The 26427-nt window shown below is 71.6% G+C and carries 22 protein-coding genes and 2 pseudogenes; 6 read left to right on the top strand and 18 right to left on the bottom strand.

Annotated features, from left to right (window positions below; translation table 11 throughout):
* Nucleotides 1-47: 47 nt before the first annotated feature.
* From ACIRP7_RS01315 to ACIRP7_RS01290, 6 genes are all read right to left on the bottom strand, one after another.
* On the bottom strand, nucleotides 48-1394 hold the full coding sequence (locus ACIRP7_RS01315; protein ID WP_403652272.1) for a VWA domain-containing protein: 1347 nt from the start codon (nucleotides 1392-1394) through the stop codon (nucleotides 48-50).
* Between the two features lie 111 nt (nucleotides 1395-1505).
* Nucleotides 1506-2837 carry a protein phosphatase 2C domain-containing protein gene (locus ACIRP7_RS01310; protein WP_403652269.1) on the bottom strand — a complete coding sequence of 444 codons (1332 nt, stop codon included), beginning with the start codon at nucleotides 2835-2837 and terminating at the stop codon, nucleotides 1506-1508.
* A complete protein-coding gene (locus ACIRP7_RS01305; protein ID WP_403652266.1) occupies nucleotides 2838-5375 on the bottom strand; it encodes a tetratricopeptide repeat protein in 2538 nt (845 codons plus the stop codon).
* Complete coding sequence (locus ACIRP7_RS01300; protein ID WP_403652264.1) at nucleotides 5372-6691, bottom strand: hypothetical protein; 1320 nt, start codon at nucleotides 6689-6691, stop codon at nucleotides 5372-5374. The genes ACIRP7_RS01305 and ACIRP7_RS01300 overlap by 4 nt, the downstream gene beginning before the upstream one ends.
* 56 nt (nucleotides 6692-6747) lie before the next feature.
* On the bottom strand, nucleotides 6748-7809 hold the full coding sequence (locus tag ACIRP7_RS01295) for a glutamate ABC transporter substrate-binding protein (RefSeq protein ID WP_403652262.1): 1062 nt from the start codon (nucleotides 7807-7809) through the stop codon (nucleotides 6748-6750).
* Between the two features lie 14 nt (nucleotides 7810-7823).
* Nucleotides 7824-9248 (bottom strand): hypothetical protein, encoded by a 1425-nt coding sequence (locus ACIRP7_RS01290; RefSeq protein ID WP_403652259.1) that lies wholly within the window; start codon nucleotides 9246-9248, stop codon nucleotides 7824-7826.
* Nucleotides 9249-9519: 271 nt separating this feature from the next.
* Between ACIRP7_RS01290 and ACIRP7_RS01285 the strand changes: the two genes are divergently transcribed.
* On the top strand, nucleotides 9520-10089 hold the full coding sequence (locus tag ACIRP7_RS01285; RefSeq protein ID WP_403653014.1) for a hypothetical protein: 570 nt from the start codon (nucleotides 9520-9522) through the stop codon (nucleotides 10087-10089).
* Here ACIRP7_RS01285 and ACIRP7_RS01280 read toward each other — a convergent pair.
* The 8 genes from ACIRP7_RS01280 to ACIRP7_RS01245 form a co-directional block, all read right to left on the bottom strand.
* On the bottom strand, nucleotides 10077-11048 hold the full coding sequence (locus ACIRP7_RS01280; RefSeq protein WP_403652256.1) for an N-acetylglucosamine kinase: 972 nt from the start codon (nucleotides 11046-11048) through the stop codon (nucleotides 10077-10079). The two genes, ACIRP7_RS01285 and ACIRP7_RS01280, sit on opposite strands and share 13 nt — an antisense overlap.
* Nucleotides 11039-12304, bottom strand: a complete 1266-nt coding sequence (locus ACIRP7_RS01275; RefSeq protein WP_403652253.1) for a 6-phospho-beta-glucosidase — start codon at nucleotides 12302-12304, stop codon at nucleotides 11039-11041. The genes ACIRP7_RS01280 and ACIRP7_RS01275 overlap by 10 nt, the downstream gene beginning before the upstream one ends.
* Before the next feature lie 6 nt (nucleotides 12305-12310).
* A complete protein-coding gene (locus ACIRP7_RS01270) occupies nucleotides 12311-13204 on the bottom strand; it encodes a carbohydrate ABC transporter permease (protein ID WP_403652250.1) in 894 nt (297 codons plus the stop codon).
* Between the two features lie 2 nt (nucleotides 13205-13206).
* Entirely contained in the window at nucleotides 13207-14148 is a 942-nt protein-coding gene (locus ACIRP7_RS01265) for a carbohydrate ABC transporter permease (protein WP_403652247.1), read from the bottom strand.
* A gap of 2 nt (nucleotides 14149-14150) precedes the next feature.
* Nucleotides 14151-15494: an ABC transporter substrate-binding protein gene (locus ACIRP7_RS01260; RefSeq protein WP_403652244.1), complete on the bottom strand. Its 1344-nt coding sequence runs from the start codon at nucleotides 15492-15494 to the stop codon at nucleotides 14151-14153.
* Between the two features lie 45 nt (nucleotides 15495-15539).
* Nucleotides 15540-16733: an ROK family protein gene (locus ACIRP7_RS01255; protein WP_403652241.1), complete on the bottom strand. Its 1194-nt coding sequence runs from the start codon at nucleotides 16731-16733 to the stop codon at nucleotides 15540-15542.
* 182 nt (nucleotides 16734-16915) lie between these two features.
* Nucleotides 16916-17755 carry a hypothetical protein gene (locus ACIRP7_RS01250; RefSeq protein WP_403652239.1) on the bottom strand — a complete coding sequence of 280 codons (840 nt, stop codon included), beginning with the start codon at nucleotides 17753-17755 and terminating at the stop codon, nucleotides 16916-16918.
* 164 nt (nucleotides 17756-17919) lie between these two features.
* The gene (locus tag ACIRP7_RS01245) at nucleotides 17920-19026 is read right to left on the bottom strand and encodes a mechanosensitive ion channel family protein (RefSeq protein WP_403652236.1); all 1107 of its coding nucleotides are present in this window, start codon (nucleotides 19024-19026) and stop codon (nucleotides 17920-17922) included.
* A 282-nt stretch (nucleotides 19027-19308) separates the two neighbouring features.
* On the opposite strand from ACIRP7_RS01245, the gene ACIRP7_RS01240 reads away from it, so the two are divergent.
* Nucleotides 19309-19845, top strand: coding sequence for an HNH endonuclease (locus ACIRP7_RS01240; protein ID WP_403652234.1), 537 nt, complete (start codon nucleotides 19309-19311; stop codon nucleotides 19843-19845).
* An 86-nt stretch (nucleotides 19846-19931) separates the two neighbouring features.
* Here ACIRP7_RS01240 and ACIRP7_RS01235 read toward each other — a convergent pair whose 3' ends face one another.
* The 3 genes from ACIRP7_RS01235 to ACIRP7_RS01225 are packed head-to-tail and all read right to left on the bottom strand — an operon-like array spanning nucleotide 19932 to nucleotide 22539.
* Nucleotides 19932-21326 (bottom strand): FtsX-like permease family protein, encoded by a 1395-nt coding sequence (locus ACIRP7_RS01235; RefSeq protein WP_403652232.1) that lies wholly within the window; start codon nucleotides 21324-21326, stop codon nucleotides 19932-19934.
* Complete coding sequence (locus ACIRP7_RS01230) at nucleotides 21323-22009, bottom strand: ABC transporter ATP-binding protein (RefSeq protein ID WP_403652229.1); 687 nt, start codon at nucleotides 22007-22009, stop codon at nucleotides 21323-21325. The genes ACIRP7_RS01235 and ACIRP7_RS01230 overlap by 4 nt, the downstream gene beginning before the upstream one ends.
* Entirely contained in the window at nucleotides 22006-22539 is a 534-nt protein-coding gene (locus ACIRP7_RS01225; RefSeq protein WP_403652226.1) for a PadR family transcriptional regulator, read from the bottom strand. Before ACIRP7_RS01225 ends, ACIRP7_RS01230 begins: the two co-directional genes overlap by 4 nt.
* 196 nt (nucleotides 22540-22735) lie before the next feature.
* Between ACIRP7_RS01225 and ACIRP7_RS01220 the strand changes: the two genes are divergently transcribed.
* The 3 genes from ACIRP7_RS01220 (at nucleotide 22736) to ACIRP7_RS01210 (ending at nucleotide 25401) form a co-directional block, all read left to right on the top strand.
* Nucleotides 22736-22948 carry a hypothetical protein gene (locus tag ACIRP7_RS01220; RefSeq protein ID WP_403652224.1) on the top strand — a complete coding sequence of 71 codons (213 nt, stop codon included), beginning with the start codon at nucleotides 22736-22738 and terminating at the stop codon, nucleotides 22946-22948.
* Nucleotides 22949-25003, top strand: coding sequence for a 4-alpha-glucanotransferase (gene malQ / locus ACIRP7_RS01215; RefSeq protein ID WP_403652222.1), 2055 nt, complete (start codon nucleotides 22949-22951; stop codon nucleotides 25001-25003). It begins immediately after the preceding gene.
* Between the two features lie 101 nt (nucleotides 25004-25104).
* Nucleotides 25105-25401 carry a hypothetical protein gene (locus tag ACIRP7_RS01210; RefSeq protein ID WP_403652219.1) on the top strand — a complete coding sequence of 99 codons (297 nt, stop codon included), beginning with the start codon at nucleotides 25105-25107 and terminating at the stop codon, nucleotides 25399-25401.
* A 78-nt stretch (nucleotides 25402-25479) separates the two neighbouring features.
* Here ACIRP7_RS01210 and ACIRP7_RS01205 read toward each other — a convergent pair.
* Nucleotides 25480-25996: pseudogene (locus tag ACIRP7_RS01205) on the bottom strand (TetR family transcriptional regulator).
* Here ACIRP7_RS01205 and ACIRP7_RS01200 point away from each other — a divergent pair.
* Nucleotides 25979-26384, top strand: a pseudogene (locus tag ACIRP7_RS01200) (FAD-dependent oxidoreductase); the annotation flags it as partial. The pseudogenes ACIRP7_RS01205 and ACIRP7_RS01200 sit on opposite strands and share 18 nt — an antisense overlap.
* Between the last annotated feature and the right edge of the window lie 43 nt (nucleotides 26385-26427).

Below are 26427 nucleotides of genomic sequence, written 5' to 3'. Positions count from 1 at the left end.
CGGCGCTTCCCCCTCTCGGATCAGGGAACTTCTACGTCGGTAACTGTCTACTTCTTTACACGAACTGTCTTTGTCGACCGTGTCTCGAGAGTCATCTCGTCGGCCTCCTCGACCTTCGCCTTCAGTCGCACAGTACCTGTCGTGGCGTCGACCACGTCGACCACCTTCGAAAGCAGTTTCGCAGTATCGGCGTTCCCCGAGTCGCTCGCGAGCTGAACGGCCCGGCCCAGTTTGGCCGTTGCTCCGTCGATATCGCCCGCTTTGCGGAGATCGAGCCCTTGTTGGATGGCCTGTGCCAGTTCGGCCTGGCCGGTGTAGTGGGCGACTTGGGGGTTGATCGACGTCGAGGCGACCATGTCGTCGGTCCACACGGCCCTGACGAGACCCTGTGCGCCCAGGTTCTGTGTGGTGCCGTCGGGCTGCGGGACGACCAGGGAGACCCGGGCGGCGAGCATCTCCTGGCCGATGTTCGCGGCCGGGACCTCGACGCAGACGTGGTAGTCACGGGACTCGTCTCCCCAGGAGCCGGTGGGGTAGTCCCCGGCGCGCGGACCGGCCTCGGTGCGGCGGTCGGTGAGCTCCTCGACGGTGGGCGCGACCTGCTTGACGAACTTGATGGTGGTGCCCACCGGGGTCCACACCCTGAGGGCGACGTCGGCGACCTCCTTGCCCATGGCCGTCTCCATCATCTGCGTGAAGTCGGCGGCGAGGGCGGCCGGGTCGGCGACGATGTCGGCGGTGCCGAGCAGGGCGGAGGCGATCCCTGTGACTTCTTTCACTTCCCAGTCGGTGCCCACGCCCCGGGCGTCGCAGGTGAAACGGCCCGCGCAGGCGTCGAGGGAGGCCTTGAGGTCCTCCGGTGACTCGTGTTCGTTGCGTCCGTCGGTGAGCAGGATGCCGTGCCGTATGGCGACGTCCGCCGAGGACAGCAGGCGGTCGGCGAGGCGCAGCCAGGTGCCGATGGCCGTGCCGCCGCCCGCGCTGAGCCTGCGCAGGGCCTGCTTGGCCTGGTCGCGGGTGGTGGCGTCGGCGACCGCGAGTCGGCCGTCGCCCGGATAGATCTCCTTGGCCACGTGGGTGCCGCCGATCACCGCGAAGTGCACCCCGTCGCGCAGGGTGTCGATCGCGGCGGCCGTGGCGTCGCGGGCGTTGCGCATCTTGGTCGGCGGGTAGTCCATGGAGCCCGAGCAGTCGACCATGACCGCGACCGCCGCCGAGGGGCCCTGTTGCGCCGACCACAGGTGCGCGGCCGCGACCGCGCTGCCGATCGTGCCGCCGCCGGTCGAGGTCACCGTGACGACCGCGTTGACCTCACGGCCGCCTTCGGGCAGGTACTCGTTCTGGTAGACGTCCATCGCGAACTGCGGCGCGTGCGACTTCGAGAAATTGGCCATGCCTGCTCACATCCCCCTCGCGAACCCCCACAGTCGTGGGGCGATGACTGATCGCGGACCGGTCCCCTCCGGTCCGGCGCTCCCGCTGCGGCGCGTTCCCCGTGTGCGGCCTCAGGCCGATCCTGCCCCCTGCGAAGGGGTCGGGAACGGCACGACGGCCACTGTTACGTTGTCGTGGCCCCCGCCGTCCAGGGCGTGGCCGACCAGCACCCGGGCGGTGTGCAGCGGGCGCGCGGCGGCGTCGGCCGGTACGGCTTCCGCCATCTCGTCGGCCGCCTCGGCGTAGTTCCACAGGCCGTCGGTGCACACCACCACGACACCAGGCCGGTCCGGCTTGAAGGAAGCGGTGTGCGGGTCGAGTTCGTAGGCGTCCGCGCCGAGCCAGCCGGTGATCGCGTGGGCGCGCTCGTCGGCGTACGCCTCGGCCTCGTTCATCAGGCCCGCAGCGACCATCTGTGCGGCCCAGGAGTCGTCCTCGGTGAGCCGGGCCGGGGGTGAACTGCGGTCCGTGGGCACCCAGTAGACGCGGCTGTCGCCGACCCAGCCGACGACCAGCAGGCTCGGGGTGACGACCGAGCCGACGATGGTGCACGCGGGGGCGTTCTGGTGGGGCTGGTGCTCGCGGGCCGTGGCGGGTTCCCCGGCGAGCGAGTTGACCGCGCGGGAGGCGGCGACGATCGCCTCGTGCATGGCCTGTTGGGGATGCGTGCCCTGCGGCAGCGCGGCCAGCAGCGCGTCGGCCGCGGCCCGGGACGCGGCCAGGGAGGCGTCGTCGGGGCGGGTCGCGGAGGACACGCCGTCGCAGACGACCGCGAAGGTGGCCGGCGAGCCGTCGGGCAGCACGCTGGTGCCGAGGGTGAAGGCGTCCTCGTTGCGGTGGTGGCGCAGCCCGCGGTCGCTGACGGCGGCCATCGGGCCCGCCTCCTGCTCCATGTGGTCGCGCTCACGCGGCTGGGCGTGCCCGCAGTTCTCGCAGTACCCGTCGTCGTCGACCCGGCCGGCGCGGCAGGCCACGCAGACCGTCGACGGTGCGGTGCCCTCGGCGGGGGTGGGCGGTCCGGCGGCCACGCGTGGGTCGGGCGCCTGCAAAAGGTACTCCTCGGGCTCCGGGGGCCGGTCGAAGCGCACACCGGAGGCGGGGGAGACCGGTGACCCGAGCACCGGCCCCGACTGGGGTGGCACCTGGGGCAGTTCGTGCTCGCCCGACGCCGCGGCCCGCAGGTCGGTCGGCAGATGCAGTTCGGCCGGGGGGTGCGGGGCCTGCGGCCAGGGGCCGGCCGCGGGCGCGCCGTTCATGGCGATGGTCGGGCTGTCGTCCGGGCGTGCCGGGACGGCGGACAGGTCGTATCCGCACGCACCGCAGAAGCGGTCGCCCGACTCGAGGGGTTCCTCGCAGCTCGGGCACCTCGACAGGGCGGTCTGCTGGGGCATCTGCGACATCAACTACACCCACGTCCGGGGGCGGTAACGGTTGGCTCGTTCCACCAGGTAGATCCTCTCCTCGCCGCCCTGCGCGAGCCGGGCCAGCGCGCGGTACGAACGCTCCAGGCCGAAGCGCAGTCCTCGCTCGTCCAGTCCACTGCCGAGCAGCGCCCGTCCCCCGGCGGCGGGGGCGACGGAGTCCTGGCCACCGGAGAGTATCCAGTCCAGGGCCGCGCCCAGCACCTCGGCCGACAACTGCTCACGGCGCGCCGGATCGAGACCGTACGCGTCCAGCGCCTCGACCTGCCCGGCGGCGGCGGTCAGGTCGTCCAGGAAGGGTACGTCGCCCGCGGTCGCGGTGCGTCCACGCAGCCGCGCGCGGACGGCGGCCACCCGGGCGGCGGTGTAGTGGATGGAGGACTCCGGCACCGACTCCAGCGTCTTCACCGCGCTACGGCGGTCCCCGCTCGCCAGTTGCACGCGCGCGAGGCCGAACGCGGCGCTCACATAGCTGGGGTCGGTCGACCAGACCAGGCCGTAGTACTCGGCGGCGTTGTCGAGCTGGCCGAGCACCTCCGCGCACAGGCCGAGGGCGAGCTTGGGGGCGGGTTCGCCGGGGAAGGCGTCGTAGATCGCGTCGAAGGCGAGCGCGGCGGCCTCGTGGTCGCCGGTCACCAGGGCGGCCACGCCCCGGTACCAGACCACCCGCCAGTCGTCGGGCCGTTCGTCCTCGAGACGCCGCAGCGCCTCGTCCGCGGTGTGCGCGTCGCCGTTCTCCAGCCAGGCGCGGATCTGCCGGAGCCGTGACTCCGCCGACGGGGCCGGCGCGGCCGCGAGGGCGCCGAGCAGTTCGGCGGGCGCGGTGGTCATGAGTCCGGCGAGGAAACCGGCGTTGGGGTCGGAGGGGTCGACGAGGGGGACGGGAAGCGCGAGGGAGGCGGTGGGAGTGTTGACCGGCTTGACGATCGAACCGCCGGCACCGATCGCACCGGCCACACCACCGGAACCGACCACACCGCCGGCACCGACGGAGGCCTTCCGGGACGGCAGCACCCGTCCCCCCAGCCGCGACACCTCTCCGTCCAGCTTCGGGAACAACTCCGTGTCTGTGAGCCGAACTTCGGGGCCGAAGAGGGTCGACAGGGAGGGCCTGGCGCGGCCCGTCTGCAGGGAGACGACCTCGCGCAGGACGCCCGTCAGCTGTTCCGACATCTCCTGCGCGGAGGAGAACCGGCGGGCCGGGTCAGGGTCGGTCGCGCGGACCAGCAGCCGGTAGAAGGACTCGTACCGGCGGAAGACCTCGATGTTGTCGGGGTCGGGGAGCGAGTCCACGAAGACGTTGGTGTAGCCCTGGAAGTCGAAGGTCAGCACCGCCAGGGTGCGGCCGACGGTGTACAGGTCGGAGGCGACCGAGGGGCCCACGTCCGCGACCTCGGGGGCCTGGTAGCCCACCGTCCCGTAGATGGCCGACTCCTCGTCGTCCATCCTGCGCACCGCGCCCATGTCGATCAGCTTGAGCTGGTCCTCGGTCTGGATGGCGTTGTCGACCTTGAAGTCGCAGTACAGGAGGTTGCGGCTGTGGAGGTGGCCGAGCGCCTCCAGGGCCTCGATGCCGTAGGCGCACGCCTGCTCCACCGGCAGCGGGTCCCGCTTGCCGTCGGCCGAACGGCGGCCGTTGGCGATCTCCTTCAGCGACTTGCCGCCGACGTACTCCATGACGATGTAGCCGTCGAGCGAGCCGGTGCGCTGGTCGAGATGCTCCACGAAGTTGTAGATCCGCACGATGTTGGAGTGCTCGATCTCCGCGAGGAAGCGCCGCTCGGAGATCGCCGCGGCCATCGCGTCCTGGTCGCCGGTGTCCAGCAGGCCTTTGAGGACCACCCAGCGGTCGGACACCGCGCGGTCCACGGCGAGATACACCCAGCCGAGACCGCCGTGCGCCAGACAGCCCGCGACCTCGTACTGGCCGTGCACGACGTCACCGGACTTCAGCTTCGGCACGAACGAGTACGGGTGGCCGCACTTCGTGCAGAAGCCCTCCGTGCGCCCGGCCCGCTCCCCGCGCGAACGCCCCACCGGGGCACCGCAGTCGGAGCGCGAGCAGAACCGCTTGCGCTCGGGCACCTCCGGGTTCTCCAGCACCATCCCGCGCGGGTCGGGCCGCGGTACCCCGGGCACCTCGACGAGCCCCGCGCCGAGCCGGCCGCGCCCGGTCGAACCGGCGGTCGAGCCGGAGCCGCGCACCGACACCGAACGGCCCGTGGACCTCCCGGAGACCGCGCGCGAGAGGCGTCCCGACACCGAGCGCCGCGACTTCGACGAGTGCGAGGACGTACGTGTGGAACCGCGGCCGGTGGCGCGCGAACCGGCGCTGCCCTGCGAGTGGCTGCCGCCGCCCGTCCCGCCGGTGGGCACCGAGCCGGCCCGGGCCGCCCGGGCCGCCCCGGCCGGGACGACCGGCGCGAGGCCGCAGGTGTCGCAGTACAGCTCGCCGCCGCCCATGTCCTCGTACGTACCGTCGCAGCCGGGCCGCTGGCAGGGCTGCTGTTCCTGGCTCATGACGTCGACTCCCCCCTACGGTCCTGCGGCACCCGCGGGGCGCCCAGCAGTTCGGCGACCGCGTGCTGGTAGCGCAGCACGGCCTGTTCGGCGACCCGCAGGTCGCAGGGCGCGCTCCACAGCATCCGCCGGGCCGCGTCGTACCGCTCGATCAGGAACGGGTCCTCGGCCAGCCCGTGCCGGGCGACCTTCGCCTTGTACGCGTCGAGCCGGCCGCGCAGCTCAGCGCGGACCGCGAGCGGTGCGGTGACCGCGGTCAGCGACTCGCGGGCGCGCAGCAGTTCGTCCTCCGCCTTCTGCTCCAGGGACTCCAGGAGCGGGGACAGACGGTGCCACTGGGCGTGTCTGCGGTACTCGGCGGCCGTCGCCAGTTGCTCCTGCAGCGCGGTCGGCGGTCCGCTGACGACCGGCACCTCCGTGGCGGCGATCTTCGCGAGCACCTCACCGCGCGCGAGACGCGCCTCGGCGAGCGTGCGGTCCGCGCGGGAGAGCACGTCCCGCAGCCTGACCAGCCGGGCCTCCGCGTCCTGCCGGACGGTGAGCACGGCGTCGATCTCCCGGCGCACGTCCTCCAGCGCGCGCGCCTCACGGTCGTACGCCGTGGTGTCCGGCCTGCCGCCGCCGGGCGCCGAACTGCCCTGCGCGCGCTGCCAGAAGGCGAGCGGGTCGGAGATCACCTGCTCGCGCAGCGAGGTGAGGGTGCGGGTGATGCGCTCCAGGTCGTCACCGGCCGGATGCTCCCCGGGCCGTACGCCGACGGAGTGCGCGAGCCGGCGGGTGCGCTGGAGCTCGGCGGACAGGAGGTCTATCCGCGCGGGCAGTGCCGACCACACCGCGTCGGCGGCGACGACCATGTCCAGGCTCGTCGCGTACAGCTCGTTCATCCGCTCCACGAGCGTCACCAGCGAGAACCGCTCACTGAGCTTGCCCGAACCACCGTGCAGGGTGGGCGCGTTGGCCGTGGCGGTGGCCGAGCCCGCGACCGTGACCGACTCGCCGCGCAGCAGCTCGGACAGCTCCACCAGGTCCTCGCGGCTGGACCAGCGGCGGCGGGATCGGATCTCGCGGGCCGAGCGCAGCGCGTCCGAGTACGCGTCGAAGTACGCCCACAGCAGGGTGATCGACGCGTCGGCGGCCTCCCAGCGCTCCTTGGTGACCCCGGTGAGGTCGGCGCCTTCGAGGAGCCTGCGGCCCGCGTGGTCCTGCAGGGCGAGGAGCGAGGTCTCGATCGCCTCGTGCTCCGCGCCGAGCCGCGCCAGCGCACGGTCCACCTCGTCCCGGTCCATCACCGGCCCGGGGGGTCCCGTGACGCCCATCGATCACCTCTCGCTGCTGAAGGGTTGCTGGGTGGTTGTTCGGTTGTGACGGTGCGTCAGTTCTTGCGCAGGTACTTCGGTGGTGGCGGCTCCGACTTCGCCGAGCTCTCGTTCAGTGTGGCCGACAGCCACCTGTCGTACGACGCCTGCCAGCCGTCGGTGGTGTCCTTGCGGTAGTCCACCAGGATCTGGTTGACCCGGCGTACCAGGTCGTCGGCGTTCCTCTTCATCGCCACGCCGTAGTACTCGGTGGTGAAGGGGGAGCCCTTCAGTTCGACCGTGGGGTCCTGGGCGGCCTGGCTGGCGGCGAGGGCGCCGTCGGTGACCACGGCGTCGACCTCGCCGAGCTGGAGCCTGACGAGGCAGTCGAGTTGGTTGGGCACGGTGGTTTTGATGTCGGCGGAGGCGACGAGATCCCCCGCCTTCTTGTCGTCCTCCAGCTTGGAGAAGGCGGTCGAACCCTCGGCCGTGCAGATCTTCTTCTTCGCCAGAGTGTCGTTGTAGCCCGTGATGTCCGATGACTTGGGGGCGAGAACCTGCTGACCTGTCTTGAAGTAGGGGGCGGAGAACGCCACTTGGCCGACACGGGTGCAGTTGATCGTCATCGTGCGGACGACCATGTCGACCCGGCCCTTCTCGATCGCCGGGATGCGCTGGTTGGTCGGGATCGCCTTGAACTGCACGGCGTTCGGGTCACCCAAAATGTCCTGCGCGATCCGGTGCACCAGATCGATGTCGAAGCCCTCCAGGTCGGCCTTCGCCCCGCCGTTGGGGTTGCGGTAGCCCCAGCGGTAGCTGTTCTGGTCGACGCCGACGATCAGCTTGCGCTTCTCGCCCTGGCGGGCCTTGATCCTGTCTATGGTCGGGCCGTCCGCGCTCGACGGGGACAGCGTCTGGTCCTCGGGGTGCGTCTTGATCGCCGGGTTCAGACAGGGGTCGTTGTCCGCCGCCTGCAGCGCGCGCGTCGCGCCCGGCCCTCCGGTGCCCGCGCTGTCCCCGTTCGGCCGGGTGTGTGGCAGCAGCAGCGCGAAGGCGAGCACCAGGACGCAGACGACCGCCATCGCCCCGACACCGCCCCAGCCCCTGAGACCGGTCCGCACACGTCCGCGCATCCGCATCGTCACGCCCCCTCTCACCGGTACTCCGACAACCTGCGCCCGATGCCCAGCACCGCGCCGGCCGCGCCGAGGACGGCCAGGACGGCGGCGCCCACCGGCAGTCCGGTCATCGCGCCCAGGCCGTCACCGGCCGACCGCGCGAACTCCTTCTCCTCGTGGGTCAGGGCCTTGGCGAGGTTCTTGTCGACGCTGTCGAAGCACTCGCCCGTGGTGCCCGTGGTGCCCTTGTCGCCTATGACCGCCTTCAGCGCCACTTCGTAGTTGCCGTAGTCGTCCTGCTCGCGGGCCGCGGAGTGACGCTGCTTCCACACCGCCATGTTGCCCTCGGCCGAGGTGACCGGCTTCTTGCCCTTGCTGTCGTCGGCGAGCCTGGACGCCTCGGTCAGGCCCTTGCCCAGGGTGTCCATGTCCTTGCCGAAGTCGTAGTCGTAGGCGTCGTAGGTGACCTTCTGCCCCTGGGCGTTCCGCACGGTGACCGTCTCGGCGCCGCGGGCCACCAGGGTGAGATTCTCGTTGCCGCGCGCCTTCAGGGAGGCGATCCGGGCGTCGTGGAGCACATTGAGCGAGCGGACCCCGTGCTCGTAGGAGTCGTCGAGGCCCGCGCGCGCGACGGTGTGGCCGACGACCAGCCACAGCAGGACCACCGTGGCCGTCGCGGTGGCCGCGACCAGACCGTGGTTGAGGACCCGGTTGGTGCGCCGGTAGTTGCGGTGCTGCGCCCAGGCGAGCCCGGCGAGCGCCAGGACGCCGAAGCCGATCGCCGCCCACGGGTAGGGCGTGGCGTCGGCGTAGTCGGCGCGCAGCCGCTGGTTCTCGCTCGTGTAGAGGTTCTGCGCCTTCGGGAGCATCTCCTCCTGCATCTTCTCGTTGGCGTACCGCAGATAGGCACCGCCGACCGGGAAGCCCTGGCGGTTGTACGTACGGGCCCGCTCCACCAGGCCCTTGTACTCCGGCAGCAGGGTGTTCAGCTCGGCCACGGTCCTCGCGGCGGGGGAGTCCGGGTCGGAGTTCGAGGCCGCCTTGACCAGACCGGTCGCCGCCAGATCGATGTCCTTCTCGTACCGGTTGCGGGAGACGGCCGTCTCCTGGCCGCCGGCGAGGAAGCCGCTGGAGGCCGTGGTGTTGGCGTCGGCCAGGTAGCGGTAGATGTCGGCGGCGGCGCTGCTGAGCGGCTGGCTCTTGTGCAGCACGTCGTCCGCGGCGGCGGCCCGGTCGTTGGTCTGCCAGGCGGTCACCGCGCCGAAGAGGACGACCAGCAGGGCGAGCGCCGCGCCGATGATGCGCAGCCGCCCCGGTTCGGTGGTGGCGGTCGCGCGCACCTGGTCGAAACCCTCGGCGAAGGCCGTACGCCGGGCGGGTGCGCGGTCCGGTGCGGGGGCGGGCGGGGGCGCCTGCGGGGCCGGGGCCGGGGGTCCCGGCTGCGGCGGAATGGCCGGCATCGTGGGCACCCCGGAACCCGGTGGTGCCGCGCTGCTCTTCGGCGGGTGTGTCACTGTTTGACCTCCCCCATGGTCATCCCTCGCCGCAAGTATCGCTGCCGGGACCGACATCCGCACCGGGCTTCACTCGATCTTGATCGGATCGCAGCGGACTGCCTGCCGCCGCTCCGCGTTCTGCACCACCCCTTGCCCATCAATACGCCGCCGGAATCGGTTCGGTTCCCCCCAAGGGGCGCGTAAGGTCACCGTCGTGCGCGGGGTAAGGGTGGTGATGATCGGCGGAACGTCGAATACCGGCAAGTCCACGGTCGCCGGGGCCGTCGCCGGCCGGCTCGGCGTCGCGCATCGCTCGACGGACCTGCTGGCGAGACACCCGGGGCGGCCCTGGCGCACGCCGGAGCGGGAGGTGCCGCCGCACGTGGCCGAGCACTACGCGACGCTCGGCGTCGACGAGTTGATCGACTCGGTCCTCGCCCACTACGAGCGGCTGTGGCCCCGCATCGAGGACCTGGTCCAGGCGCACGCCACCGGACCGGGCCTGGTCCTGGAGGGCTCGGCGCTGTGGCCGGAGCGGGTGGCCAGGCTGGACGTGCCGCACACCGCCGCCGTCTGGCTCACCGCCGGCGAGGACGTCGTACGCGCCCGGATCCGGACGGCCGGGCGCTACGACGAGGCGACGGACGAGGAACGGTTCCTGATGGACAAATTCCTTGCCCGGAGCGTGCGTTACCAGGAGCTGATGGTGGCGGCCGTCGACCGGCTGGGGCTGGCCCGCGTCGACGTCGGGAAGGACATGTCCGTCTCCGAGGTGGCCGACGCGGTACTCGCTCAGGCCTCGTAGTACGCCCGCGTCCTGGCCTGCACCTCCGGGGACGCCCCGGCCCGGTCCAGGCCGAGGAGCGCGGCGCCCAGGACCGGACGCGCCGTCACCACCCGGGGTACGGCCTTGGGGGCGCGGTCCGCCAGGAGTTCCCTTACGCCGTCGTCCAGTTGGGGGTGCCGGGCGGCCAGGACGCTGCCGCCGAGCAGGACCGGGGTCTCCTCGTCGAGGAGGTCGAGGCGGGTCAGGGCCACCGTCGCCATGGACACCACCTCGTCTGCCAGGCGGTCGACGAGGGAACGGGCCACTCGGTCGCCGGCCGCGGCCGTGGCGAAGAGCACCGGGGTCAGTTCGTGGCGGCGGGCGGGGGCGATCTCCTCCAGGTGCAGGGCCTCGATCAGGGCGTACATGGAGGGCAGCCCGAAGTGCAGCGGGAGCACGTGCGCGAGGTCGGTGTCGACGCCCCGGCCGTCCTCCGCGCGGGCCGCGTGCCACAGGGCCTCCTCCGCGAGGCCCCAGCCGCCGCCCCAGTCGCCGGAGATCCGGCCCAGCGCGGGGAAGCGGGCGGTACGGCCGTCGGGCCGCATGCCGACGCAGTTGATGCCCGCACCGCACACCACGGCGACCCCGCGCGGTTCGGTCACCCCGGCCCGCAGGATCGCGAAGGTGTCGTTGCGGACCTCCACGTCCGGGCCCCACGCGCGCGTGCGCAGCGCCGCGGCCAACTGCCGCTCCTCGACCGGGAAGTCGGCGTTGGCGAGACACGCCGAGACGTGCTCCACCGAACTCACCCCGGCCGCGGCGAGGGCCCGCCCGACCGCGTCGGCGACGGCGTCCACCGCCGCCTCGACGCCCACCACCGGCGGCCGGAACCCGCCGCCGCGGGCCGTGGCGAGGACGCTGCCGTCGGCCGCCACGACCGCGACGTCGGTCTTGCTGTTGCCCGCGTCGACGGCGAGGACACATGCGGTCAGGCCCACGCGAGATGCTCCCGGTTGTGTGCGATCAGTCGGTCGGTGAGGCCCTCGGCGTACGCGTACTGGCCGACGAGGGGATGCGCGAGCAGCGCCTTGAACACCCGGTCCCGGCCGCCCCGCAGAGCCGCCGCCAGCGCCAGGTCCTCGTACGCCGTCACGTGCGCCATCAGCCCCGCGAACAGCGGGTCCACGGTCGGCACCGCCAGCGGGGTCGGACCGTTCGGGCCCACCGCCGCCTGCACCTCGATCACCGCGTCGGCGGGCAGGAAGGGCAGCGTGCCCCGGTTGAGGGTGTTGACCACCTGGTAGGGGCTGCCGCCCCCGCCGAGCAGCCCGGCGGCGAGGTCCACCGCCGCCTCCGAGTAGTAGGCCCCGCCGCGCTTGGCGAGCAGCTCCGGCTTCTCGTCCAGGGCCGGGTCGCCGTACATCCGCAGCAACTCGCTTTCCATCGCCGCCACTTCGGCGGCACGGGACGGCTTGCTGCCCAGTTCCCGCACGACCTCGTCGTGCGCGTAGAAGTACCGCAGGTAGTACGACGGGACCACGCCGAGCCGGTCGAGGAGCGGGCGCGGCAGGTGCAGGTCGCCGGCGATCGTGTCGCCGTGCTCGGCGAGCAGCTTGGGCAGGACGTCCTCGCCCTCGGGACCGCCCAGCCGTACACCCGTCTCCCAGGTGAGGTGGTTGAGGCCCACGTGGTCGAGGTGGAGGTCGGCAGGTGTGACGCCGAGCAGCCCGGCGAACTTCCGCTGGAAGCCGATGGCCACGTTGCACAGCCCGACCGCCTTGTGCCCGGCCTGGAGCAGGGCGCGGGTGACGATCCCGACCGGGTTGGTGAAGTCGATGATCCAGGCGTCCGGGTTGGCCCGGCGGACCCGTTCGGCGATGTCGAGGACCACCGGGACCGTCCGCAGCGCCTTGGCGAGGCCGCCCGCGCCGGTCGTCTCCTGACCGACGCAGCCGCACTCCAGGGGCCACGTCTCGTCCTGTTGCCGAGCCGCCTGGCCGCCGACGCGCAGCTGCAGGAGCACCGCGTCGGCGCCGTCCACGCCCGCGTCCAGGTCGGACGTGGTGACGATACGGCCGTTGTGCCCCTGCTTGGCGAAGATGCGCCGGGCGAGACCGCCGACCAGCTCCAGGCGCTCGGCGGCCGGGTCGACGAGGACGAGTTCCTCGACGGGCAGGGTGTCGCGCAGGCGGGCGAAGCCGTCGACGAGTTCGGGGGTGTAGGTCGAGCCTCCGCCGACCACGGTGAGTTTCATGGCTTGTTAACCCTTTACTCCGGTGAGGGTGACACCTTCGACGAACGCCTTCTGGGCGAAGAAGAACACGAGGATCACGGGGGCCATGACCAGCACGGTCGCGGCCATGGTGAGGTTCCAGTCGGTGTGGTGCATGCCCTTGAAGGACTCCAGGCCGTAACTGAGCGTCCAGGCGTTCTGGTTCTCCGAGGCGTAGATCTGCGGGCCGAAGTAGTCGTTCCAGGCGTAGAAGAACTGGAACAGGGCGACGGCCGCGATGCCGGGCTTCGCCATGGGGACGACGACCTTCAGCAGGGTGCGCAGATCACCGCAGCCGTCGACCTTGGCCGCGTCCACGTACTCGTTCGGGATCGTCATCAGGAACTGCCGGAGCAGGAAGATCGAGAACGCGTCCCCGAACGCCATCGGGATGATCAGCGGCCACAGGGTGCCCGACAGTCCGAGCTGCTTCGCCCAGAACAGGTACATCGGGATGATGACCACCTGCGGCGGCAGCATCATCATCGAGATCACCAGCATCAGGGAGAGATTGCGGCCCCGGAAGCGGAACTTGGCGAGCGCGTACGCCACCGGGATCGACGACACGACCGTAAGGACTGTTCCCAGTCCCGCGTAGATCAGCGTGTTGCGCCACCAGGTCAGAAAGCCCGGGGTGTCGAAGACCCGCCGGTAGTTGCCCCACTCCCAGGTGTGCGGGATCAGATCGCGGCTGAGGGCCTGGGTGTCGCTCATCAGCGAGGTGAGGAACACGAACACGAAGGGCAGCGTGAAGAAGAGGGCGGCGGCGAGGCCGAGGGAGTGGACCGCCACCCACTCCAGCAGCGCCTTGCGCCGGGCGGTGCGCTCGGCGGGCGAGACCGGGGCCTTCAACTCCACCGGCCGGTCCAGTACTTGGGTCATGGTCAGTCACCTGCCAGGTTGAGACCGCCCCGACGCCGCATCAGGAACGCGGTGAACACCATCGACAGGGCGAAGAGGACGAGGGCGACGACACACGCGGAGCCGTAGTCGAAGCGCTGGAAGCCGAGGTTGTAGACGAGCTGGGGGAGGGTCAGCGTGGACTTCTCCGGGTAGCCGGGCTCGAACTGGGTGCCCGCGCCCTGGATCACGCCCGAGGCGACCTTCCCCGCGATCAGCGGCTGTGTGTAGTACTGCATGGTCTGGATCACGCCCGTGACGACGGCGAACATCACGATCGGCGCGATGTTGGGAAGGGTGACGAACCGGAACCGCTGCCAGGCCGACGCCCCGTCCAGCTCGGCCGCCTCGTACTGCTCCTGCGGCACGTCGAGCAGCGCGGCCATGAAGATGACCATCAGGTCGCCGATGCCCCACAGGGCGAGCAGGGTGAGGGCCGGCTTCGACCAGGTGGGGTCGTTGAACCAGCCAGGCGCGGGGATGCCGACCTTCTCCAGGATCGAGTTGACCGGTCCGGTACCGGGGTTGAGGAGGAACGCGAAGGCCATCGTGGCGGCCACCGGCGGGGCCAGGTACGGCAGGTAGAAGAGCGTCCGGAAGACCCCCGTCCCCGTCTTGATCTTCGTGATGAGCAGACCGACACCCAGGCCGAAGACGACCCGGAGGGACACCATCACCACGACCAGCCACAGGGTGTTGCGCAGGGCCGGCCAGAAGAAGGGGTAGTGCTCGAAGACGTAGGTCCAGTTCTTCGTCCCGCTCCAGGTCGGCGGCTTGAAGCCGTCGTAGTGCATGAACGAGAAGTAGACGGTCGAGAGCAGCGGGTAGGCGAAGAAGACCGTGAAGCCGATCAACCAGGGCGACATGAAGGCGAGGGTCCGAAGCGCCGACCGGCGGCGCTTCGATGCCAGGGTGACGGTGCTCATCGCTACTTCGCCTGCGCGATGTCCGTGTCGATCTGCTTGGCCGCGTCGGCGAGGCCCTTCTTGAGGTCCGTGACCTTGCCGCTCTCGTAGGCGTAGCCGAGGTCCTGGATGGTGACGAGGTAGACACCGCCGTTGATCGAGGAAGGGGCGGTCGTCGAGTTCGGGTTCGCGGCGATGTCGAGGAAGGTCTTGAAGCGCGGGTCGTACTTCAGCTTCGGGGACTTCAGGGCCGCGAGGGTCGAGGGCACGTTGTGGATGGCGTTGGAGAAGCCGACCACCGCGTCCGTGTCCGTGGTGATGTACTTCAGGAACTCCCAGGCCGCGTTCTGCTTGGTGCTGTTGGCTGCGATGCCGGCGATGGTGCCGGTGATGTAGCCCTTGCCGTACTGGTCCGCCTGGTCGTCGGGGACGGGCAGCGGGGCGACGCCGATGTCGAAGCCGGGCTTGGCGTCCACGGCCATGCCCAGGCGCCATTCACCGTCCAGCTGCATGGCGACCTGACCGGTCTGGAAGGGGTGCTTGGGGCCCCACTCGTCGCCGAGCCCCGCACGGTACTTCTCCAGCTTCTTGAAGCCGCCGAGTTCGTCGACGAGCTTCTTCTGGAGGGTGAAGGCGGCGGAGACGGCCGGGTCGGTGGCGACCGTGGACTTGCCCGACTTGTCGAAGTAGGTGGGCGAGAACTGGCCCATGTAGTGCTCGGTCGTGGTCTCCCAGCCGTGGTAGTCCGGCATGAACCCGAGCTGCTTGTACGAGTCGCCCTGGGCGATCGTCAGCTTCTTGGCGTCGGCCTCGAACTCGGTCCACGTCTTGGGCGGTGCGGTGATGCCCGCCTTCTCGAACGCCGTCTTGTTGTAGTAGAGCCCGTACGCGTCACCGAGGAGCGGCGCGGCACAGCGGTCGCCGTCGAACTGCGTGTACTGGTTCATCGCGGCCGGGAAGGTCGTGTCCGGGTCGATCGACGACTTCTTGAAGAACGGGTTGAGATCGACCAGCGCCCCCGAGGAGCAGAACTTGCCGACGTTGTTCGTGGTGAACGAGGAGATGACGTCGGGGGCCTTGCCGCCGCCCGTGCGCAGCGCCTGGTTGATCTTGTCGTCGGTCATGTTGCCGACGACGTTGACGTGGATGTTGGGATGCGCCTTCTCGAAACCGGCGACCAGCGCCTTCACTCCCGCCACCTCGGAGTCCGCGCTCCAGGCGTGCCAGAAGTTGATGGTCGTCTCCTTCGAGGCGTCGTCGTCGGCGCCGGAGGAGGACTGGCCGGTACAGGCGGTGGTGACGAGCACGGCGGACACGGTCAGGGCAAAGGCCGCTTTTCGGGCGGACGAGGGTGTGGGTGTGCGCATGACGGGGTCTCCCAGGGGACGGGAAGGGACGGTGAGGTCGGGGGCTCAGCGCGAGGTGTCGAAGACCTCGTCGCGGGTGGCCGCGAGCGCGCTCTCCAGCGCGCCGCGCAGCACGGGATGTTCGCGGACGTCGCCGACGACCAGCCGGGGCCGGGAGGCCGCCAGTTCCTCCAGCTCGGCCTGGACGAGGGCGCGCAGGGTGTCGCCGCCGGCGGTGAGCGAGGCACCGCTGAGGACGACGAGTTCGGGGTCGAGGACGGAGACGAGGGAGGCGAGACCGGTGGCCAGACGGGTGGCGTAGGTCTCCAGGAGCAGCCGGCCCAGGACGGTGTCCTCGGTGGCGGCCCGCTCGACGAGGGCGGCGGCGGCCTCGGCGTACGGCCCCGAGGGGATGTCCGTCATGCCGAGCTCGCGGGCGAGGGTCGGGATGGCCTGGGAGCCCGCGAGCTCCTGATAGCCGCCACTGTTGGCCTTGGTCACCTGCCGCACCAGCGGTGCTCCGGGAACCGGCAGGAAACCTACCTCCCCCGCGCCGCCGGTCCAGCCGCGGTGCAGCCGTCCGCCGAGGACCAGGGCGGCGCCGAGACCGCCCTCGTTCCACAGCAGTACGAAGTCCTCGTGTCCACGGGCCGCCCCGAGCCGTTGCTCGGCCACGGCGACGAGGTTGACGTCGTTCTCGTACTCGACCGGCATCGGCAGCGCCGCGGCGAGTTCGTCGAGGAGGGTCGGGCTGTGCCAGCCGGGGAGGTGGGAGGCGTAGCGCAGCCGGCCCGTGCCCGGGTCGAAGGCGCCCGGAGTGCCGATGACGAGCCGGTGGACGTCGCCCCGGGCCAGTCCCGCCGCCTTCACCGCTCCGTCGAGGGCGTCGGTGACCTGTTGTACGACGGGCTGGGCGGGTCGGCGTCCCGGCGTGGGCAGTTCGTAGGAGCCCACCGTGCGGCCGGTGATGTCGGCGACGGCGGCGAGGACACGCTCGGGGGTGACGTCGAGCCCGGCGGCGTACGCGGCGGTCGGGTCGACCTCGTACAGCTGGGCGTTGGGGCCCGGCCTGCCCTCGGTGGTACCGGTGGCGAGGACGAGGCCCGACGCCTCCAGGCGGGCCAGGAGCTGGGACGCGGTCGGCTTGGACAGGCCGGTGAGCTTGCCGATCCGCGTACGGGAGAGGGGGCCGTGCTCCAGCAGGAGGTCGAGCGCGGCACGGTCGTTCATGGCGCGCAGCGTGCGTGGTGTGCCTGCCATGGGTGCCCCTCTCCGTGACTGCCGGACGACTTTACTGTCCAGCGACTGTTAGGAAGGTTTCCTATCGGATGCACGGGAACTTAGGTCTGGACCACCTGTCCGTCAAGGGGGGAACGGCAAACCGCCCCCGCAGGAAACGGAGTCGTTACCTGCGGGGGCGGTCGAGAAGCGGGGGAAAGCCTCTACCGGACGTCGATGAAGTCGCCGGGGGCCTTCGCCGAGCCGGTGGTGGCCGTACCCGCGAAGACGTAGCGGTAGTAGCCGTCCTTGGTGGCCTTCGTCGTCGTCTTCAGGGCGCCGCCGGTCCCGGAGGTCACCGTCTTGACGGTGGTGTAGCTGTTGGTGCCCTTGGCGCGGAACTGGAGGGTCGCCTTCTGGGAGGTGTAACCCGTGTACCTCCCGGCCTCCCAGTCGGCCCGGGTCAGCTTGCCGGTGACCGTGATGGTCCCGCCCTTCTTCACCGGCTCGGGCGCCGCGTCGGCGGTGAGCCTCGCCGCGCGCTTGACCTGGACGCCGCTGCCGAGGGGACCCCAGGCGTCGAAGTCGTAGCCGAGGTGGATGTGGCCGTCGGAACCGTCGTTGTCCTGCTCCATCGTGCTGTAGAGGCCGGCCGCCTTCCAGGTGGTGGCGTCCGAGGCCGAGTACAGGGTGTCCTCAGGGGCGATCACCAGGGTCTCCTTGCACGACTCGGTGACGGTGGTGTCCGTCGTCGCGGTCGTCGTGCAGGTGGGGAGGTCCTCGGGCTCGACCTCGTTCGACATCCTGCTGAGCGTGCCCCGGTAGAGCAGGACGCCCGCGAAGGTGGTCTTGTAGTCGATCGTCAGATCGGAGGGGCGGGTGAGGGTGTACGTCACCGGCACCTTCACGGCGGCGGTGGTGCCGACGGTGACCGCCTTGCCGTTGTTGACCGTGACGGCGGAGAAGACCAGGTCGGGCGAGGTGCCCGCGGACGCGACGGGCGCGACCAGACCGGTCAGTGCCAGGGCGCCGGACGCGGCGATGCCTATGGCGAGCTTTCTCATGCGTTTCCCCACATTCGAAGCGGGCCCCTGGGCGTTGCGCTCCAGAACAAGGGCCCGCTGTGGGGGTGACCCTAGACGATCACATCCGTGACCGGAACGTGGGGTTCACGTGAAGAAGGTGAGTTCACCGCCGCCGCACCGCTCAACCGCCGTCCCGCCGGCCGCTACTTCGCCGCCGGACGCTGCGCCGGTGTCGACACGAGCGGGGAGGCCGCCGCGGCCTGCGGGGAATCGGAGTTGGAGAAGACCGACGGGGCCGCGACCGCCGCCGTCGGGTCGGCGGCCTCCTCGTCGGTGACGACGACGGCGGCGCCGCCGACGATGCGGATGTCTGCCGCGTCGAAGGCGCGCTTGATGCGCCAGCGCAGCTCACGCTCGACGGTGAGGGACTTGCCGGGCATGGTCTTGGCGGAGACCCGCACGATCATCGAGTCCAGCAGGACGCTGTCCAGGCCGAGGACCTCGATCGGGCTCCACAGGAGCTCGTTCCAGGGCTCCTCCTTGCTCATCTTCTCGGCGACCTCGCCCAGCACCCGCTTGACCTTGTCCAGGTCCTCGGAGGCCCGCACGGTCACGTCCACGCCGGCCGTCGCCCAGCCCTGGGAGAGATTGCCGATGCGCTTGACCTCGCCGTTGCGGACGTACCAGATCTCGCCGCTGTCGCCGCGCAGCTTGGTCACCCTCAGGCCGACCTCGATGACCTCGCCGGAGGCCACGCCCGCGTCGATGGTGTCGCCGACGCCGTACTGGTCCTCCAGGATCATGAAGACCCCGGAGAGGAAGTCCGTGACGAGGTTGCGGGCGCCGAAACCGATCGCGACACCCGCGACACCGGCCGACGCGAGCAGCGGGGCCAGGTTGATCTCGAAGGCGCCCAGGACCATCAGGGCGGCGGTGCCCATGATGATGAAGCTCGCCACCGAGCGCAGCACCGACCCGATGGCCTGCGAGCGCTGCCGGCGGCGCTCGTTGTTGACGAGCAGACCGCCGATCGCCGTGCCGTCGACCGCCTGCGCGGTGCGGTTCATCCGGTCGATCAGCTTGGTGATGGCCCGCCGCACGAACATTCTCAGCACCGCGGCAATCACCAGGATCAGCAGGACCCGCAGACCGATCGCCAGCCAGGTCGACCAGTTCTGCTCGACCCAGCTCGCGGCGTTCGTCGCGCTCTCCTGGGCGTCCTGGAGACTCGGCACGGCCGGCGTCGAGCTGTCCGAGGGGGACGGCGACGGCGACGGACTCGCGGCCAGTAGGACGGCGGACAAGGACACGGCAGGTACCTCCAGGTGCTGCGTCTGCCTTCCGGTACGGCGGTCAAGGTCACGAAATGGTCACCGGTAAAGCAGGCTCACCACACTAACGGTGCATCGTGTGTGGATCGTTGCAATGCCGAGGGGAGAGACGGCTCTCACCTGGGGATGAAGAATGGTGTGGTCGAAAACACTCCCAGCCCGTTACCGGGACATGGTGGCGTTTCTCCCGGCTGAGAGGGGAGACTGACTGCAGTTCGTCCCGGCGCGAGCCACGCGCCGCCGACGCCCAAGGAGGCATCCGTGCCGCATGTCCTGGTACTCAACGCGTCGTACGAGCCCCTCGGCGTCGTACCGCTCCGCCGCGCGCTCGTCCTCGTCCTGGAGAACAAAGCGGTCTCCCTCGAGGAATCCGGCGCCTACATGCACAGCGCGACCGTCACAGTCCCCGCACCCAGCGTGGTCCGGCTCAAGCGATTCGTGCGGGTTCCCTATCGGGGGCCCGTTCCTCTCACCCGCAGAGCGCTCTTCGCGCGCGACGGGGGCCGGTGCATGTACTGCGGTGGCGTCGCAACCAGCGTCGACCACGTCATCCCGCGCAGCCGCGGGGGCAAGCACGTCTGGGACAACGTGGTGGCGTCCTGCCGACGCTGCAACCATGTGAAGGCCGACCGACACCTGTTCGAAATCGGCTGGCGGCTGCGCCACAAACCCGCCCCGCCCACCGGTCTGGCCTGGCGCATCATCGGCACCGGGCACAGGGACCCACGCTGGCTGCCGTACTTGCAACCGTACGGCGCGGAGGCCGCCATGGCCCGGATCGACGGCATCTCTGCCTGACGACGATCCGGGCCTTTGTGTTGCCGCACGCGGCTCCTTCCGGCCCCGGAGGCCCCCCGTACCTCCGGGACCGGAAGATCGGCTGCTCAGGTGTACCTGAGCTCCGCCGGGCGCAGCGAGCGGCGCAGCAGCGGCAGCGAGGTGGCGGCGGCCAGGAGGCAGGCCGCGTAGACCCCGAGCGGAACCAGGAGCGCGGCGTACGGCAGTCCGGTCACCGTGTCCTGCGAGGCCAGCGAGGCGTACCAGACGCCGATCGCCGTACCGCCCACGCCGGCCACCGCGACCGCGGGAGCCAGCGGCAGAGCGGTCTCCAGGAGCAGCGCCCTGGCCAGCACCCGGTACGGCACCCCGGCGGCGACCTGGGCGGCCAGACCCCGGCGACGGGTCGCGAGGGACTCGACGGTACCCACGGCCAGTCCCGTCACGGTCAGGACGAGCGCGACGAGGATCGCGGCAGCCGTCAGGTCGATACCGGTCGTGTAATAGCTCATGTCCGTCGCCGGCGTGCCCTCGCCGCGCATGGTGTGCAGGGTCGAGAGCAGCACCTGCCGTACGCCCACGAACCCCGCGCCGACCACCGTCACCAGCAGCACCGAGGCATGGGTGCGGGCCGACGCCCAGGGGTCGTCCCGCAGCCGTTCCGCCGAGATCAGCACCGCCGGGCTCTGCGCGCGGGCGGCCAGGGCCCCGCCCAGCCGCCGGGCCGCCGTACCGGCCAGGGACACCGTCGCGGCCCCGACGACCAGGACGACGGCGAACAGCGCCGGCGGGCCGAGGGCGACCTCGACGGGCCCGCCGAGGAACGACGACACACCGACGAACAGCGCTGCGGCCCCGAGCAGCCCGATCACCACGCGCAGCACCCGCCCTGGACCCCACACCGGCCGCGCTCGTCGCACCCAGCCCAACGGGGAGGCCACCACCCGACGCAGCGCCAGCATGCTCACGGCCGCGGCCAGCAGCGGTACCGCCACCGGAACCAGGACGACACCGGCCCAGGCGAGGGCGCCGGGCCGCTCCCACAGGTGCAGCAGCAGCGGTACGAACACGGCGGTGGCCGCCACCGAGCCCGCCAGACAGGCCGGCCCCGACTCCAGCGCCGCGATCCGCCGTACCTGCCACGCCCCGGCACCCGCCAGCCGCAGCGCGGCCAGCCGCCGGTCCCGGTGCACCGCACCGATCCGCGCGCACTGCCCGAGGAACCCCAGCACCGGGACGAGCAGCATCAGCAGCACGAGTCCGACGTTGCGCCGGTCGCTCGCCGAGTCGAGGAGCCCGGAGCCGAAGGACACAGAGTGGTACCCGTCCAGCGAGTTCAGCGCGACGACGGACATCACGATGCCGGCCGCGAGCGCCGCCCCGACGGCCGTCAGCCCCACCCGCCACCACTCCCGCCGGTCGGAACCGCGGGTGAGCAGCCAGGCCATCCGGAGGTCCGCGGCCGGGGAGCCGCCGGTACGTGCCTCGAGATCGGTCGTCATGCCGTCACCCCCGCCGGAGTCACGGCCCCGTCGGCGATCCGCACCTCACGGTCGGCGTACGCCGCCACCTGGGCGTCATGGGTGATCAGCAGGACCGCAGTGCCGGACTCGCGGGCCGTGCGGACCAAAGCCGTCATGACCTGCTCGCTCGCCAGGGAGTCCAGAGCGCCGGTCGGCTCGTCCGCGAAGACGACCTTCGGTCCGGTGATCAGGGCGCGGGCCAGCGCGGTCCGCTGGGCCTGCCCGCCGCTCATCTCACCGGGCCGCAGCGGGGCCTGGCCGCGCACTCCGAACCGCTCCAGCCACTCACCGGCCCGCGTGTGGGCGTCGGCGCGGGAGACGCCCGCGAGCAGCAGCGGCAGCGCCACGTTGTCGAGCGCCGTCAGCTCGGGGATCAGCTGCCCGAACTGGAAGACCACCCCGAACTCCGTACGGCGCAGCTCGCTCAGCCGCTTCTCGGGCAGCTCGTCGAGGCGCTCACCGCCGTAGGACACCGAACCGGCGTCCGGCCGCACGATCCCGGCCAGGCAGTGCAGCAGCGTCGACTTCCCGCTGCCGCTGGTGCCGGTGACGGCGAGGATCTCACCGGCGTCCAGCTCGACCGAGGCGCCGCGCAGGGCCTCGGACCTGCCGTACGCCTTGGCGAGGTCGCTGGCCGCGAGCAGCGGCTCTGGGTTGCTCATGCTGAGTCGACCTCCGCGGTCAAAGTGGTCAGCCGGGCCGCCGTGGTGGTCATCCAGCGGAGGTCGGCGTCGAGGTGGTTGAGGGCGTAGTCCGCCGAGAGCACGGTCGCGAGGTCGGCGCCCTGGGCGGTCTTGACCGCCGTGAGCTCCCGCATCCGCGCCATGTGGGCGGCGCGCTGGGCCCGGAGATAGGCGTCCGGGTCGCCGCCGGACAGGATCGAGACGACGACCTTGGCGAAGATCTCGTTGGTCACGAAGGGCGCGGGCGGGGCGATCCGCCCGGCCCACTCGGCCAGTTCACGCGCGCCCGCCTCGGTCGAGCGGTATTTGGTGCGCTCCGGCCCGCCGTCGGAGTCCGTGCCGTCGATCTCGGCGAGACCGTCGCGGACCAGCCGCTGGAGGGTTGTGTAGACCTGCCCGTAGGCCAGCGGACGGGCCTCGGGGAAACGCTCGTCGTGGCGTCGCTTGAGGTCGTAGCCATGGCTCGGCCCTCCGGCGAGCAGCCCCAGCAGGATGTGGCGGATGCTCATGGCGATCAGTATGCACCATGTACATGTACTGAGTGAATAGTGATCAGGATCAGTAATGATCGGCGACCGGTGGACGGGAACCACGGAGCCACGGAACATGACGAAGAGCACGTTCTCCCCTCCGGTACGTCTGTCGTCGCGTCCTGTGGGTAGGGCTGCGGTAACCCCCGTCGTCGTACTCGACAAGGAGGCCCCCGTGGCCGCACCGGCACCCCTTCTGCTCCCGGCCCCGTCCAAACCCGAGGCGCGCGCTGAGCACTTCTGTGTCTTCAGCGCCGAGAGCGCCTGCACCGAGACCCCGCTCACCAGCGAACCACCGCTGCCCGACGCCGAACCCCTCACCAGCGAACCCCCGCTCGCCGAGGCCGCCCACCTGATCAGCGAGTCCGACGCCCACCTGGAGCCATAGATGGTGGCGCCCCCCGGTCCGGAACTGTCCCGGCTCGCCGAGTCGTACGGCATCGCCACCGCGTACCAGCCCTCCCCGGACCGTACGGTCGCCGCCTCCGCCACGGCCGTCACCCTGGCCCTGGCCGCCCTCGGCGTCGACGCGAGTGACCCGGCCGCCGCCCTCGCGGCCCGGGACCGCGAGCTGCGCGAGCGCCTGCTGCCGCCGACCGTGGTGTGCTGGAGCGGCAGCCCGCCCGCCTTCGTCGCCGACCTGCCCGCGGGCACCCGGCTGCGCATCGCCACCGAACAGGGCGAGGTGCGCGCCGCCGCCGACCAACTCCCGCCCGGCGTGCACCGGTTGACCGCCACCGCCCCCGACGGCCGCACCGCCGACGCCCACCTGATCGTCGCCCCGCCGCGACTGCCGGCTCCGCCCGGGCGGTCGTACGGCCTCCTCGTCCAGCTCTACTCCCTGCTCTCGCACCGCTCCTGGGGCATGGGCGACCTCGGCGACCTCGCCGAACTGACCTCCTGGGCGGGGCGTGCCCTCGGCGCCGGTTTCGTCCAGGTCAACCCGCTGCACGCGGCCGTGCCCGGCGCCCCCACCGACCCGTCCCCCTACCGGCCGTCCTCGCGCCGCTTCCCCGACCCGGTGCACCTGCGCATCGAGGACATCCCCGAGTACGCCCAGGTCGCGGACCGCGACCGGCTGCGGACCCTGCTCGAGCGGGCCGAGCGGCTGCGGGCATCCGTGCTCGACAAGGGCGCGCTGATCGACCGGGACGCGGTGTGGGACCTGAAGCGGCAAGCGCTCGAACTCCTCCACGAGGTCCCCCTCGGGCCCGGTCGCCGCGCCGCCTACGCCGACTATCTCGCCGAGGGCGGCGAGGCGCTGGAGGACCACGCGACCTGGTACGCGCTGGCCGAGGCGCACGGCTCGGACTGGCGCGGCTGGCCCGTCGGCCTCCGCGACCCGCGATCCGCCGAGACGGCCCGCGCGCGCGGTGAGCTGATGGACCGCGTCGACTTCTACTGCCGCCTCGCCTGGCTCACCGAGAGCCAGCTCGGCGCCGCGCAGCGGACCGCACGGGAGGCGGGGATGCCGGTGGGCGTCGTCCACGACCTCGCGGTGGGCGTGCACCCCGAGGGCGCGGACGCGTGGGCCCAGCAGGCGTACTTCGCGGCCGGGATGTCCGTGGGAGCCCCTCCGGACGCCTTCAACGCCCGCGGCCAGGACTGGGGGCTGCCACCGTGGCGCCCGGACCGGCTCGCGGAGTCGGGGTACGCGCCCTACCGGCAGCTGCTGCGGGCCCTGTTCCGGTACACCGGCGCGCTGCGCATCGACCACGTCATGGGCCTGTTCCGGCTGTGGTGGGTCCCGCACGGGCAGCCGCCGACGGAGGGCACGTACGTCCGCTACGACGCGGAGGCGATGCTCGCCGTGCTGGTCCTGGAGGCGTCGCGGGCCGGGGCGCTGGTGATCGGCGAGGACCTCGGCACCGTCGAACCCGGGGTGCGGGAGGCGCTGCGCGAGCGCGGGGTGCTGGGGACGTCGGTGCTCTGGTTCGAGCGGGACTGGGAGGGCGACGGGCGTCCGCTGCCGCCCGAGCGGTGGCGCGCGGACTGCCTCGCGACCGCGACCACGCACGACCTGCCGCCCACCGCCTCACGTCTGACCGGGGAGCACGTCGAGCTGCGGGACAGCCTCGGACTGCTGACCCGGCCGCTGGACGAGGAGCGCGCCGAGGCCGCGGCGGACACGGGGGAGTGGCTGGAGCTGCTGGCCCGTCTCGGACTGCTGCACGGCACGGGGGGCGGCGCCGACCCCTCTTCGGAGGAGGCGCAGATCCAGGCCGTCCACCGGTACCTGCTGAACACGCCCGCCCGCATGGTGGGGGTCTGGCTGCCGGACGCGGTGGGGGACCGCCGACCGCAGAACCTGCCGGGGACCTGGGACCAGTACCCGAACTGGCGCCTGCCGATCGCGGACGGGGAGGGCCGGGTGATGACGCTGGAGGACCTGGCGGCGTCGGCTCGCCTGCACGCGCTGGTGGACGTCCTGCGGGCGCCGTAACGGCCGCGGCCGCGGGCGCCGCGGGGATGCGCGCACGGCCGGGGCGCCTCATACGGCACCCCGGACGCGCGGCCCGAACCGCCGTTGGATACTTTGGCTCCGTGGACAAGAAGAACGCCCTGCGCGCCGGCGCCCTGGTGGCCGGTACGACGCTGATGATGCTGCTCATGTCGTCCCCCGCCTCCGCGCTGTCCCGCGACGACGGTGACGACCCCGGCACGGGCCTGAGCGTCATCGAGACGCTGGGTCTCTTCGTCGTGGCCCCGCTCGTGCTGTTCGGGGTCATCGCCGCCCTGGTGCTGGTCCTGGACAAGTCCAAGGAAGAGCACCGGGTGACCAGCCGCAACATCAGGACCAAGCCCGCCGAGGCCGAGGCAAAGGCCGGATCGAAGGCCTGACCCCGCCTTTCCCGGGGCGCCGACCCCGCCGTATGTACGCGCGTCGTACGTGGGCGAGGCCGGCGCCCTCGTGCGTTCTCAGGGGCTGGGCGCCGTGAGATACCGCTGCAGAGTCGGGGCCGGCCACGCGACGACCTCCTCGCGGGTCAGTGCGACGACCGGCGGGAAGCGCAGGACGTACCGGGTGAGCCCCAGCCCGAGCAGCTGCGTCGCTCTGGGTGCGCTCGGTGCCCGCCTGATTGGTCACCCCGACCCGGAGCAGGGCGGTGAGCACCTCGTTCTCCTCCCACATGGTGAGGAAGTGCGACACCAGCACCCGCCCGACGTCGTGCCGGGGCAGCGCGGCGAGGTCCGGCAGCTTCAGGCCGACGGCCACGACCGCCGCGAACAGGCCCTCCATGCTGCCGTAGTAGCGCATCACCATCGACGAATCGATGCGCGAATGCTTGGCGATGGCGCGGATGGTGGCCCGCTCGTAGCCGTCGGCGGCGAAGCGCTCGCGGGCCGCGGCGAGGATCGCGGTGCGGGTGGCGTCGGAGCGGTGACGCACGCCGGTGGAACCGGAGTCTGAGCTGTTGTCCTGGACACCTACCAACTGGAACGGCACCCGGTCGGCAGGGCCGTCCTGCGCAGCAGCGGCGGCATCGTCCGCCTTGCGATGGCCAAGCGCCCCTGGGAACTGGCCCTGCGCGCCATACCCGGCCGCCCGCGGCGCCCACCCCCTGACCGGCATCCGCGCCCCCGACGTCACCCTCGCGGACGGCGGCCGCCTCTACGAGTCCCTGCGCGGCGGCAGGTTCGTCCTGATCACCCCGGACGGCCACGACGCCCAGGACCCCCGCAAGGAACGGCTCACGGTGGAGCACTGGGCGAGCGGACGGCGTACGACTGTGCTGGTGGGGCCCGACGGGTATGTGGGGTGGGCGGCGGAGGGGGCGACGCCGCGGGAGATCGAGGCGGCCCTCACCGCTCACGTCGGCTGACGCGGACACCGGTGCGCGCGGCGAGAGTGATGTTTTCGTCCCC

The sequence above is a fragment of the Streptomyces sp. NPDC102270 genome, assembly GCF_044766405.1.
GTDB lineage: Bacteria > Actinomycetota > Actinomycetes > Streptomycetales > Streptomycetaceae > Streptomyces.
This window is presented reverse-complemented; position numbering and strand designations above follow the sequence as displayed.